The organism is Salinibacterium sp. VpJ6, assembly GCF_059767345.1.
This window is the reverse complement of the sequence record NZ_JBSOQL010000001.1, coordinates 351,051-363,988: the sequence shown is the minus strand read 5'-3', so window position 1 is coordinate 363,988 and position 12,938 is coordinate 351,051. Positions and strand designations below refer to the sequence as shown.

The window sequence follows — 12,938 nt, the reverse complement described above, 5'->3', positions numbered from 1 at the left end:
GTTGTTATTCCGTACGCCTATACAAGCATGAGCGCCTGAAGATTCTTCCTACATTGCGGGCATTTCGCTCAGCGCGTACCGCATCCTGAAGGTCGGCCGCGGCCACAGCGTGATGGGTGTCGGTGAGCGGCAATGTCGTGCGGAGAACGTAGTCTTGAATGTGGCCTTCCGTTCTCAAACCCTAGGAGATTACTATGGCGAGCTCTGACTATTCAGCCCGTCACCTATCCGTGCTAGAGGGGCTTGAAGCCGTTCGCAAACGTCCCGGTATGTACATCGGGTCCACCGACTCTCGGGGACTCATGCATTGTCTCTGGGAGATCATCGACAACTCGGTTGACGAGGCTCTCGATGGTCACGGTTCTGAGATCAGCGTCATCCTTCACGCCGATGAGAGTGTCGAAGTGCGTGACAAGGCGCGCGGTATTCCCGTGGATGTCGAGCCCAAGACTGGCCTGACCGGCGTCGAGGTCGTTTTCACCAAGCTGCACGCGGGTGGCAAGTTTGGCTCGGGATCCTACGCAGCGTCTGGTGGGCTCCACGGTGTTGGAGCTTCGGTCGTTAACGCGTTGTCGGAGCGCCTCGATGTTGAAGTCGACCGCAACGGCAAGACCTACGCCATGTCGTTCCATCGTGGCGAGCCAGGTACTTTTGCCGATTCGGGCGAACCGACGCCGGATGCTCCCTTCACCCCGTTTGTCTCGGGCAGTGAGCTTCGCGTTATCGGCAAGGTGCCTAAGGGGCGTACTGGTACGCGAGTGCGCTACTGGGCCGATCGTCAAATCTTCACGAAGGGCGCGACTTTCCAGTCAGATGGACTAATCGACCGCCTTCGTCAAACAGCATTCCTCGTGCCTAATCTCACCTTGAACGTGTCGGATGAGCGAGGCGAAGAACCTCGTCATGAGTCGTTCTCGTTCGAGGGTGGAATTTCGGAGTTTGTTGAGCACCTCGCAGTTGATCCGCCCATCACCGATATTTGGCGACTGACCGGTTCGGGCGGCTTCACCGAGAGCGTGCCGGTTTTGCAAGACAACGGGCACATGGTGTCGACCGAAGTATCGCGAGACTGTGTTGTCGATGTCGCGCTTCGTTGGGGCACCGGCTATGACACGGTGGTCAAGAGCTTCGTCAACATCATCGCGACGCCGAAGGGTGGAACGCACCTCGCCGGATTTGAGCAGAGCTTGCTCAAGTTCCTGCGGGCAGAGACAGAGAAGAACTCGCGCCGGCTGAAGCTCGGCAACGACAAGCTCGACAAAGACGATGTACTTGCCGGACTCACCGTCGTGCTCACGGTCCGACTTCCGGAACCGCAGTTCGAGGGTCAGACCAAGGAAATTCTGGGAACGCCGGCTGTGCGCGCGATCGTGGCCAAGGTCGTCGCGGCCGCCCTTTCTGAACGCTTCACCTCCACCAAGCGCGATGACAAGTCGCAGGCGGCTCTCGTTCTCGACAAGGTCGTTGCCGAGATGAAGTCGCGTATTTCCGCGCGAGCTCACAAGGAAACCCAGCGTCGCAAGAATGCTCTCGAGAGTTCCAGCCTTCCGGCCAAGCTCGTCGATTGCCGTTCCAACGACGTTGCAAACAGTGAACTGTTCATCGTCGAGGGTGATTCAGCACTCGGCACGGCAAAGCTCGGACGCGATAGCGAGTACCAAGCGTTGCTCCCGATCCGCGGCAAGATTCTCAACGTTCAAAAGGCATCGATTAGCGACATGCTGTCGAATACTGAGTGCGCGTCGATCATCCAAGTCATCGGTGCGGGCTCAGGGCGCAGCTTCGATCTGTCTACTGCTCGCTATGGCAAGGTCATCATCATGGCGGATGCCGATGTCGACGGTGCTCACATCCGTACGCTGTTACTGACGCTGTTCTTCCGGTACATGCCTGACATGATTCGCGATGGGCGGGTCTACGCTGCCGTGCCACCGCTGCACCGCGTCGTCGTGATTAACCCGGGTTCCAAGCCAAACGAAACGATCTACACGTACTCGGAGAAGGAACTCAACGGAGTTCTCGCGGGGCTGAAGAAGTCGGGCAAGCGCTACCAAGACCCGATTCAGCGCTACAAGGGTCTGGGCGAGATGGATGCCGACCAACTGGCGACTACCACTATGGATCGCAACAACCGTGTTCTTCGTCGCGTCAACATCGCGGATGCCGAGAACGCTGGCACGGTCTTCGAGCTTCTCATGGGCAACGAGGTAGCTCCTCGTAAGGAGTTCATCATCCAGGGGCAAGGTCTCGATCGGGACCGTATCGACGTCTAGCTCAGGGGTCGCCGTGGGTGTTCATCGCCCCCTGGCGGCGTGTCGAGCAATCGATCTTCAACGACCGAGGGCCGCCGTTACCTGAACAAATCAGGTAACGGCCCTCGGTCGTTGCGGGCGCGGTGTCGCGCGGTTGGTAGCGGTTACGGCGTGAAGCCGATCGATCCGATCACGCTGTCGAGAGGTACGCCCGAACCGTCGCGCTTCGTGCGCTCGGTGGGCAGCTGCCGTACTGCTCCATCGGGTCCGACCGCCGTAGCGGGAACTCGGCCGACCCACGCCAGCGTGAGGACGTCCTCGCCCTTGAGTAGCGAGTGAGCGCGAACACCGCCGGTGCCGCGACCCTTGGCCGGGAACTGTGAGAACTCACTGAGCTTCACGCGGCCGGGGTCGGTGCCCGGAATAGTGACGCTCGAGCCCGACACCGTCACCGCGACGTTTTCTGCGTCGGCATCCACGGCGTCGAAGAAGATAACCTCGGCTCCGGCGCTTACCCGGATGCCTGCCATTCCTCCCGCGCTGAGACCCTGCGGGCGCACCGCCGAGGCAGCAAAGTGGAGCAGTTGAGTGTCGGAGGTCACGAACGTGAGTTCTGCATCATCCACGCTATGAGCCGCACCAACGAGCTCATCACCAGGTTTGAGGGAGATGATCTCGAATTCGGGCTTCGACGGCCAGACGCCGGGCGTGACGCGTTTGACAGTGCCTTGGCGGGTGCCGAGGGCGATGGGCTCGTCGCTATCGAGAGACACGATCGCGAGAACTCGCTCCTTTTTCTCTAGCGTGAGGTATTCACTGATTTTTGCGCCAGCCCCCAGCTGAACAGAGCTGGTCGGGACGCTCGGTAGATCCACGGCTGTGAAACGGATGAGGCGGCCGCGATTTGTGATCGCGCCGATTTCAGTTCGTGTCGTCGTGGTGACACGCGAGCGAATCGCGTCGTGCTTCGACCGGCGTGACGCCGCCAAAACCGTGTCGCCTTCGCTGATGCCGACTCGGATGATCCGGCCCGTCGTGGAGAGCAAGACGATGCAGGGTTCATCGGCGATCTCGAGCACGGCCTGATTCTTACGCGCTGCAGCTCGCGACGTCGTCGCAATTGAGGCGGGCGCCTCGGTGAGCAGCGTGCGTCGCGGGGTCCCGAACTTGTCCGCAACGGCGTCGAGTTCTTCTGAGACGAGGGCCCGGATGAGTTTGTCATCCGAGAGCAGCGCCTGAAGACGAGCGATTTCTGCGCGCAGTTTCTCGGCCTCGGCCTCCAGCTCGATACGGCTGAACTTCGTGAGACGACGCAGGCGCAGCTCGAGAATGTACTCGGCCTGCAATTCGCTGAGATCGAAAACCTCGCGCAGGCGCGTGCGAGCCTGGTCGCTGTCGTCGCTCTGGCGAATGACCTGGATCACTTCGTCAATGTCGACGATCGCGATGAGCAAGCCTTCAACGAGGTGAAGACGCTCAAGGTGGCGCGCAAGGCGGTACTTACTGCGCCGCGTGACAACCTGCAGGCGGTGCTTGAGGAAGACCTCGAGCAGAGCCTTGAGTCCAAGAGTTTGCGGGCGACCATCAACGAGCGTGACCGCGTTGATACTGAAGTTATCTTCCAACGGGGTCAGGCGGTAAAGCTGCTCGAGTACGGCATCCGGGCTGAAGCCGGTCTTGATGCCGATGACGAGACGCAGACCGTGGTTGCGGTCGGTGAGGTCGGTGACATCGGAGATGCCAACGATCTTCTTGTTGTTGACGCCATCTTTGATCTTCTCGATGACGCGCTCGGGCCCGACCAAGTAGGGAAGTTCGGTGACGACGAGGCCCATTTTGCGGGCAGTGATCGACTCGACGGCGACCTTGGCGCGGGTCTTAAAGGCTCCGCGGCCGTTCGCGTACGCATCCTTCACTCCGTTGAGGCCGATAATCGTTCCTCCGGTGGGGAGGTCGGGTCCAGGAACGAACTGCATGAGTTCTTCGAGCGAGGCATCGGGGTTCGTTAGAAGATACTGCGCCGCACCGACGACCTCGATGAGGTTGTGGGGAGCCATATTGGTGGCCATACCCACGGCGATGCCGCTCGCACCGTTGACCAACAGGTTCGGGAACGCCGCAGGTAAAACCTCGGGCTGCGTGGTCGAGTTGTCGTAGTTGGGCACGAAGTCGACGACGTCTTCGTCGAGGTCATCCGTCATCGCGATAGCGGATGCCTGTAAGCGAGCTTCCGTGTACCGGGGAGCAGCGGGGCCGTCATCCAATGAACCAAAGTTGCCGTGGCCATCGATCAGCGGCACTCGCAGGATGAAGCTTTGCGTCAGTCGCACCATGGCGTCGTAGATGGAGGCGTCACCGTGGGGGTGGAGCTTTCCCATGACATCGCCGACGACGCGCGAGGACTTGACATGGCCCTTTTCGGGGCGCAACCCCATCTCGCTCATCTGGTAAAGAATTCGGCGTTGAACCGGCTTGAGGCCGTCGCGTGCGTCGGGAAGCGCACGGGAGTAGATCACGGAGTACGCGTACTCCAAGAACGAGCCCTGCATCTCGGTCGTGACATCGATGTCTTCGATGCGTTCGCCGGCAGGGGAGTCTGGGGTGGGTTTTGTGGGAGTAGCCATAGGATTGCCCTAATGTTACCGGCGCTCAACCCAGACTCAGCGAACCTTACCGATGTGTTGTCAAGTTCATTTCAGGCAATCACAGGCGAGGGCAACCGCTTAAACCTGCCTCCCGTGCGGCACGCTGTTGTGCTGCTCGTCGATGGAATGGGTGCTCACAACCTGAAAGCGCGATTGGGGCATGCCCGCACGCTTGCCGGCGCGTTCTCCAAAGCCGCCGTGATTCAGTCCGGGTTCCCGACAACGACGGCGTCAGCCATTGCCGGACTCACGACGGGGCAGCGATCGGGCCAGCACGGCTTAGTGGGATACAGCGCTTTTGATCCGGCGAACAATCGAGTTTTCCAGCAGCTTTCGGGGTGGGATGCTCTCACCGACCCCGCCACGTGGCAGAGGGTTCCGACGATCTTCGAGCGCGCGACGGAGCGTGGCTATACCGTCGTCACCGTAGGAGCCGCACGCTACCGGGATTCGGGGTTCACGAAGGCTGTCTTACGCGGCGCGCGTTACGTTGTCGCCGGTTCGCTGGCTGAGCGGATTCGCGCCGCGGTAGAAGTTGGTCACACGAGCGATCGACCCTCACTTACGTACGTTTATGCGCCCGAACTAGATATGGCCGGTCATGCGAACGGGTGGCAATCGCCACAATGGACCCACGCACTTGAATCTCTCGACTCGGCGCTTGCATCTGCTGTACCAGAGCTCTCTGCTGATCAGGGCCTCCTTGTCACCGCTGACCACGGGATGATCGATGTCCCTCGTGAGTCGCATGTGCTGTTTGATTCCGCACCAGAGTTGCTAGAGGGCATCGCCCACATTGCTGGCGAGCCTCGCTGCCTCCAACTCCACTTCGAAGCGAGTCTTGATGTGGATGCCCGCGCCACAGTTCTCGAACGCTGGCGCGACTCCGAAGGCGGTCGAGCCTGGGTCGTCAGCAGAGATGAGGCCATTGCGGCGGGCTGGTTCGGCGACGTTGATCCGGAAGTGATCGCTCGAATCGGCGACATCATCGTCGCCGCCCGTAAGGGGATCGCTTATTACGATTCGCGCGCAGCTAACGACAAGGCGCGCAACATGATCGGCCAGCACGGATCGTGGTCGGATGAAGAGCTCCGAGTGCCGCTGTTGAGGTTCGGAGCATTCGCGCTCTAGGTCCATCGTGTGTCGGTGCTGCTATGCCCGCACCTCGCGGTCGTGTCTGGCCGCGTTGGGTTGGGGCAGGCTAGGCCGGGTCGTCGTCCGGCTTTGTGCCAAAGACGATGTCGTCCCAGCTGGGCATCGCAACGCGGCGTCGTCGTGACTTTGCCGTCGGCTGAGGTGCCGTTGCTTGGGGAGGCGCGGGAGCATCGTGACGCTCTTCCGCTGCCGGTGGGTCAAGCAGGCGCATTGAAGGTTCGGTGCTGGTTGTCGGCACAGGCTCTTCTTCTTCGGCATCGAAATTGGCGGGCTCCCGTTCGCCACGACGGCGGCGGAGAGCATCGAGCAAATCTGCGGTTTGGTTGCCGACGCCTGCGTCGGCACTGCGATCGCGCATAACGGGCAGTTCCGCTGGACGAATAGGAGCGGGGTCATCGCCCAGGTCGTCAATGTCGAACGCTCCGCTATCGAAGCGTGCAGCATCCGGAGCGCCTTCAGCGGGCGTTACGGCACGGAGGCGGGGGATGAGGGCCCCGCTCACTTCGCCCTGCTGCGACAGCGTCTTCGCCTCGTTGTTGAGCGGGGAAAGTGACTGACGCTTGGGGTCGTACTGCCAGCGCGCATCGTGATCGATGGTGTTTGCGCTGAACGAAAGCTTGACGATCCACCCCGACTCGGGATCTTTCCAACTCGCCCAGCGCTCGTCAGCCGCGCTCATGTCGGCTAAGCGTTCGCGGATAGCGGATCCGAAGGTTCGTGTGGAGGTGAGCGAGTCGGTTTCGCCAGCAACATGGACGGGCACAGCGAGGGCCGACTTGACGACAAACTCGCGCTCGGCGACGACCGGTCCTTCGAAGCGCTCGATGTATTCGAGGTCGGCGCCGGTGAGGTTCGCAACATCCTGGGCCGACATGCCGGCACGGATGTGGGCCTGAATCTCGCGGGGAGCCAACTTGGGGCCCGTTCCCGAGAGGGCGCGGCTTTGGCGCAGTCGAGACTGCAACACGCTGTCAACAGCGAGACGATACCGGGTGCCGTCGTTACTCGACACGATCAGTGCACCGTCTTGTACTTCGATTACCCGAAGGTCTTCCATAGTGAACTTCTCCAGCCCTCACGATTCCCCTTTAGGTTCGCACGCATTGGGTGGAATTCATGGGAATAACACGCCCCCATGAACAGTTATCACAGGCGCTGCACAGTGATGCAGAATCCGCGGTTTGCAATTCGTCTCGCTTTCATGGAGACTGTGCCCGCCGATTCCGGTGATTCAACGTAAAAAAGAAGTGGATGGGCATGGCCACCGACTACGACGCACCTCGTAAGACCGACGACGACTCCGAGTCGATCGAGGCTCTTAAAGAGCGTGTTCCTGACAAAATGTCGGGCTCGGTTGACGTCGACGACTCAGACAACCCGGCAAACTTTGAGCTTGCCGGCGCAGACCTTTCTGACCTCGACCTCGATGTGGTTGTTCTGCCTCCTCAGGCTGACGAATTCACTTGCGTGAGCTGCTTCCTGGTGAAGCACCGCTCGCAGGTAGACCACACCACGAAGCTCGGCGCTATCTGCCTGGAGTGCGCAGCTTAACCTCTGCGATCGCTTCAGCAACCAATTCGGGAGTGCGGCTCGACAACAACCAATACGGTGTCGGGTCGCTCTCATCGAGTAGTTCAAGGCGCACGACTGGCGACACCCAGCCTCGAATCATCAACCAGGCCCGCGCATCCAGTCGCTGCCCGCGTTCGAGAGTCGCCTCGGTGCCGTCAAACGTCGTGACCTCTCCGATGATTTCAATCGGAAGGCGAGCACTTCCGGCGCGCAATTCTTTGTCATCAATCGTGATGAGCGGCGCCGACCACAGCAAGAAGCCGACAATCGCGAGATAGAGCACTGCGGCGGTGATGTAGCCGACGGTGATGTTGATCGGCAAGGAGACCAAAATGCTGGCCGGAATGATGAGTGCGGTGCTGAGGTACAGCCACGCGGTGGGCCACAAGCGTTCACGGTAGTAAGTCACTCATCCATTACACACTGATTTTGCTGTGTGCGTTTCGGCGAGTTGGGTCTTCTGCACTAGCCTCGACTCGTGATTGACAACGTAGAGGTGCTTATCTCATCCGGCCAGACGCCGTCCTACGCGCATCCTGGAGACGCCGGCGCCGACCTGTATTCGGCGGCAAGCTACTCGCTCCCACCGGGGGCGAGGGAAACCGTTGCTACAGGAGTCTCTATCGCCCTTCCCGATGGGTATGTTGCCTTTGTCGTGCCCCGGAGTGGCCTCGCGTCGCGCCACGGCATCACCATCGTCAACAGCCCGGGAACAGTGGATGCGGGCTACCGGGGTGAAATTCGGGTTACGTTGCTCAATACTGATGCTTCGTCCACTTTCGAGATCGAGCCGGGCGATAGAATCGCGCAATTGATCGTTATGCCAGTTTCCCGAGCTCGATTCATTCCCGTATCGGCTCTTCCTGGCAGCCATCGCGGTGAGGCGGGCTTCGGCTCGACCGGATTCCGTGCAGAGTCAACACAACAAGGAGCCACGTCGTGAGCGACACTACTGATACCGAGCAGCCGCAGGATCAACCCAAATCGGCACCGGAGAATCGCGCCACCGATGGTCCTCTCGATGAGGGTGAAGCGAACGCTGTTCGCCCCTACGTCGACCTGGGTGGCGTCAAAATTCTTCCCCGTCAAGAGCTGCACCTCCGCCTTGAGGTAGAGGAAGCGAGCAAGCGCGTCGTAGCAGTGGGGCTTGATTACGCCGGATCAACGCTCCAAATTCAGCCTTTTGCTGCGCCCCGCTCGAGTGGTCTTTGGCATGAGATTCGCCAGCAGATTATCGACCAGGTGCACACGCAGGGCGGCACGACGAAGGTCTCTGAGGGACCGTTCGGCCCCGAGGTTTTCGCTGAAATTCCCGTTGCTGGTAAGCCGGGGGAGAAGCGCATCGCCCGTTTCGTCGGTGTTGACGGGCCACGCTGGTTCCTTCGCGGCGTGATCGCCGGCGAGGCATTGAACAGTGCGGATGCCGCCACCAAGATCGAAGATCTTTTCCGCTCGATTGTGGTGATTCGCGGTAACACCCCGATGCCACCGCGCGACCTCATCCCGCTGCACATGCCGGCGACGGGTGATAAAGAAGCCAAGGCGTGAGTTCGGCTGACGAGCACGAGGGGGAGTCCGGTGCCGAAGGTGCCGGGGTCGAGCCCAGTGTTCGTGAAGCGCTAGCAGCCGCGGCTCGCCGGTCCGCCGTCGGTCAGGTGGCGCCAGGTGAGGCACCAACAACTGGTGCATTGCTTGCCGCGATGGGCGGCATCCGTGGCTTAGTGGAGTCGATTCTGCCCGGCCTCGCCTTTCTGGTCATCTTCACAATCACTCAGGAGCTCGTCGCTTCCGTTGTGGCACCAGTGATTGTTGCGGTGGGCTTCGTTCTCGCACGCCTCATCTCGCGTACCCCGGTATCTTCCGCCCTTGTCGGTGTCTTGGGTGTCGCGCTCTCGGCTGGCCTCGCGCTCATCACCGGACGAGCGGAAGACAATTTCGTGCTCGGTTTCATCATCAACGCTGTTTTTCTTGCCGCCATCATCGTCAGCGTGATTGCTCGACGGCCGCTCGTCGGGCTAATCGCCACGTTCCTCGTGCCGAGCGCTTCGGACTGGTTGGAAGACAAGGCCAAGTTTCGGGTCGCTTTGATCGCCACCGTGCTCTGGGCGGCTCTCTTCGCGGTTCGCCTCGGAGTCGAGTTGCCGCTGTACTTCGCGGAAGCGACGCAGGCCTTGGCTACGGCGAAGCTGCTCCTCGGAGTTCCGCTGTACGCGGGAGTGCTCTGGGTAACGTGGCTCTTGATGCGCACGGCTTACGGACGAAGCGCATCCGAGTAGTTCGAAGTTGTCGCCGTGGCGACCAGCTCGCCGAAACGCCATGGTGTATATTTATCTCGACGTCAAGATACTTTTGACGCAAGTCGCAGCGCAGTTTCTGCGATTCAGTCTTAGGCTTGCCTTGCTGGATGCAGCGCACGCTCCGCGCAAGGATTGAAGAACCGTAGCAAGGGAGATGACAGTGTCGACAGTCAATAGTTTTGGGTCGAAAGACACCCTCACAGTCGGTTCAGCCGACTATGAAGTGTTCCGCATCGACAAGGTAGCGGGATACGAAAAGCTACCGTTTAGCCTCAAGGTTTTGCTCGAAAACCTCCTGCGCACCGAAGACGGAAAGAACGTCACGAAGTCGCAGATCGAGTCTCTCGGATCGTGGGTGCCCAGTGCAGACCCCGACACCGAAATCCAGTTCACCCCCGCCCGCGTTGTGATGCAGGACTTCACCGGTGTTCCGTGCATCGTTGACCTCGCGACGATGCGCGAGGCCGTCGCTGAACTCGGCGGAGACCCCACCAAGATCAACCCGCTAGCTCCTGCAGAACTCGTAATCGACCACTCGGTCATTGCGGACCTTTTCGGTTCCGAGAACGCTCTCGAACGCAACGTCGAGCTTGAGTACCAGCGCAATGGTGAGCGTTACCAGTTCCTTCGTTGGGGCCAGACGGCATTCGATGACTTCAAGGTTGTGCCTCCGGGAACGGGAATCGTTCACCAGGTGAACATTGAGCACCTTGCCCGTGTCACGTACACGCGTGAAGTTGACGGCAAGACTCGCGCCTTCCCCGACACGCTTGTCGGCACGGACTCGCACACCACGATGGTAAACGGCCTCGGTGTTCTTGGCTGGGGCGTTGGCGGTATTGAAGCCGAGGCAGCAATGCTCGGCCAGCCCGTATCGATGCTCATCCCCAAGGTCGTTGGCTTCAAGCTCAACGGCGAGATTCCTGCTGGCGTCACCGCCACCGACGTTGTGCTGACGATCACGCAGATGCTGCGCCAGCATGGCGTTGTCGGCAAGTTCGTTGAGTTCTACGGCGAGGGCGTTGGCGCAGTGCCGCTCGCTAACCGCGCAACCATCGGAAACATGAGCCCCGAATTCGGTTCGACGGCAGCAATGTTCCCCGTTGACGATGTCACGCTCGATTACTTGCGTCTCACGGGTCGCAGCGAAGAGCAGGTCCAGCTTGTTGAGGCGTACGCGAAGCTTCAGTCGCTCTGGCACGACCCGAGCGTTGAGCCTAACTACAGCGAGTACCTCGAGCTCGACCTCGCCACTGTTGTTCCGTCAATCGCTGGCCCGAAGCGTCCTCAGGACCGCATTGAGCTCACCAGCGCGAAGAGCCAGTTCGAGATCGACCTCAACAACTACGCATCCATGGACCATTCCAAGGTCGACGCTGCGGTTGAAGGAACCTTCCCGGCATCCGACCCGGTTGGTCTCACCCCGCAGGATGAAGATTCCGCTCACGAGCGTTCCCACACGCACTCCAGTCATGCTCCGTCGACTGCATCGCAGCCGACCTCGGTGAGTGTCGATGGCGGAGACCCCTTCACTCTCGATCACGGTGCCGTTGCTATTGCAGCGATTACCTCGTGCACCAACACGTCGAACCCGTCGGTGATGCTCGCAGCAGGCTTGCTGGCTCGCAATGCAGCGGCGAAGGGCCTCAAGTCGAAGCCGTGGGTCAAGACCACCCTGGCTCCCGGTTCCAAGGTAGTCACTGACTACTACGCGAAGTCGGGTCTCGACGAGTCGCTTGAAGCTCTCGGTTTCTACACCGTTGGCTACGGCTGCACGACGTGTATCGGTAACTCGGGTCCTCTGGAAGATGAAATTTCCGCCGCGATCAACGAGAACGATCTCGCGGTCACTGCGGTTCTTTCGGGAAACCGCAACTTCGAGGGTCGCATCAACCCCGACGTAAAGATGAACTACCTCGCGAGCCCTCCGCTCGTTATTGCCTACGCTCTCGCGGGTTCGATGAACTTCGACTTCGACACCGATGCTCTTGGTCAAGACCAGGACGGCAACGATGTCTTCTTGAAGGACATCTGGCCCGACGCTGCTGAGGTTCAGGCAACAATCGACTCGTCGATTGACCGCGACATGTTCACTCACGAGTACGCCGGTGTCTTCGACGGTGACGAGCGCTGGCAGAACCTGCCGACGCCGACCGGGTCCACTTTCGAGTGGGATGACGAGTCGACCTACGTGCGCAAGCCCCCATACTTCGAGGGCATGACCATGGAGATCACTCCGGTCAGCTCGATTTCGGGTGCTCGCGTTCTGGCCAAGCTGGGCGACTCGGTTACGACCGACCACATCAGCCCTGCCGGTTCGATCAAGGGCGACAGCCCCGCTGGTATCTACCTCGCAGAGCACGGCATCGACCGTAAGGACTTCAACTCTTACGGATCGCGCCGTGGAAACCACGAAGTAATGATCCGTGGAACCTTCGCCAACATCCGCCTCAAGAACCAGCTTCTCGATGGCGTTGAGGGTGGTTACACTCGCGACTTCACCACGCCGGATGCCGCACAGTCGTTCATCTACGATGCGGCTCAGAACTACGCAGCGCAGGAAACTCCGCTCGTCGTTCTCGGCGGCAAGGAGTACGGTTCCGGTTCATCGCGTGACTGGGCTGCCAAGGGCACGAGCTTGCTCGGCGTGAAGGCTGTCATCTGCGAGAGCTTCGAGCGCATTCACCGCTCCAACCTCATCGGAATGGGCGTTCTTCCGCTCCAGTTCCCTGAGGGACAGAGCTGGGAGACGCTGGGACTCGACGGTACCGAGAGCATCAGCATCACCGGTGTCGAAGAACTCAACGACGACCGCATTCCCAGCACGCTGCACGTCGTAGCGGAGCCAACCGCGCACTCGCCCGAGGGCAAGGCAACCATCGAGTTCGACGCGAAGCTTCGCATCGACACTCCCGGTGAGGCTGACTACTACCGCAACGGTGGAATCCTTCAGTACGTTCTGCGTTCGCTGGTCTAACTAGCGCGTGCGCAAAGGGCGCGCGGGAAGAGCATTTATG

At 60.3% G+C, this 12,938-nt stretch carries 10 protein-coding genes; 7 read left to right on the top strand and 3 right to left on the bottom strand.

All coding sequences use genetic code 11. The features are described 5' to 3' along the window. The first annotated feature begins 194 nt into the window (after positions 1–194). Entirely contained in the window at positions 195–2,273 is a 2,079-nt protein-coding gene (locus tag ACWTV1_RS01785; RefSeq protein ID WP_100388880.1) for a DNA gyrase/topoisomerase IV subunit B, read from the top strand. Positions 2,274–2,416: 143 nt separating this feature from the next. Here the strand turns inward: ACWTV1_RS01785 and ACWTV1_RS01780 are convergent, their stop codons facing one another. After that, positions 2,417–4,876, bottom strand: coding sequence for a DNA gyrase/topoisomerase IV subunit A (locus ACWTV1_RS01780; protein ID WP_498503875.1), 2,460 nt, complete (start codon positions 4,874–4,876; stop codon positions 2,417–2,419). Between the two features lie 114 nt (positions 4,877–4,990). Here ACWTV1_RS01780 and ACWTV1_RS01775 point away from each other — a divergent pair, with 114 nt between their 5' ends. Further along, positions 4,991–6,028: an alkaline phosphatase family protein gene (locus ACWTV1_RS01775; RefSeq protein WP_498503874.1), complete on the top strand. Its 1,038-nt coding sequence runs from the start codon at positions 4,991–4,993 to the stop codon at positions 6,026–6,028. Positions 6,029–6,098: 70 nt separating this feature from the next. Here the strand turns inward: ACWTV1_RS01775 and sepH are convergent, their stop codons facing one another. Further along, the gene (sepH, locus tag ACWTV1_RS01770) at positions 6,099–7,109 is read right to left on the bottom strand and encodes a septation protein SepH (protein WP_498503873.1); all 1,011 of its coding nucleotides are present in this window, start codon (positions 7,107–7,109) and stop codon (positions 6,099–6,101) included. A gap of 200 nt (positions 7,110–7,309) precedes the next feature. Between sepH and ACWTV1_RS01765 the strand changes: the two genes are divergently transcribed. Then, entirely contained in the window at positions 7,310–7,603 is a 294-nt protein-coding gene (locus ACWTV1_RS01765) for a DUF4193 domain-containing protein (protein WP_100389298.1), read from the top strand. Here the strand turns inward: ACWTV1_RS01765 and ACWTV1_RS01760 are convergent. Continuing rightward, positions 7,578–8,033 carry a DUF3093 domain-containing protein gene (locus ACWTV1_RS01760; RefSeq protein WP_498503872.1) on the bottom strand — a complete coding sequence of 152 codons (456 nt, stop codon included), beginning with the start codon at positions 8,031–8,033 and terminating at the stop codon, positions 7,578–7,580. The genes ACWTV1_RS01765 and ACWTV1_RS01760 overlap by 26 nt on opposite strands. Before the next feature lie 69 nt (positions 8,034–8,102). Here ACWTV1_RS01760 and dut point away from each other — a divergent pair, with 69 nt between their 5' ends. The 4 genes from dut (at position 8,103) to acnA (ending at position 12,898) form a co-directional block, all read left to right on the top strand. Further along, on the top strand, positions 8,103–8,567 hold the full coding sequence (dut, locus tag ACWTV1_RS01755) for a dUTP diphosphatase (RefSeq protein ID WP_498503871.1): 465 nt from the start codon (positions 8,103–8,105) through the stop codon (positions 8,565–8,567). Beyond that, on the top strand, positions 8,564–9,172 hold the full coding sequence (locus ACWTV1_RS01750; protein ID WP_498503870.1) for a DUF3710 domain-containing protein: 609 nt from the start codon (positions 8,564–8,566) through the stop codon (positions 9,170–9,172). The genes dut and ACWTV1_RS01750 overlap by 4 nt, the downstream gene beginning before the upstream one ends. Further along, positions 9,169–9,900 carry a DUF3159 domain-containing protein gene (locus ACWTV1_RS01745; RefSeq protein WP_100388887.1) on the top strand — a complete coding sequence of 244 codons (732 nt, stop codon included), beginning with the start codon at positions 9,169–9,171 and terminating at the stop codon, positions 9,898–9,900. The genes ACWTV1_RS01750 and ACWTV1_RS01745 overlap by 4 nt, the downstream gene beginning before the upstream one ends. A gap of 181 nt (positions 9,901–10,081) precedes the next feature. Next, positions 10,082–12,898 (top strand): aconitate hydratase AcnA, encoded by a 2,817-nt coding sequence (gene acnA, locus ACWTV1_RS01740; RefSeq protein WP_100389299.1) that lies wholly within the window; start codon positions 10,082–10,084, stop codon positions 12,896–12,898. The last annotated feature ends 40 nt before the right edge of the window (positions 12,899–12,938 follow it).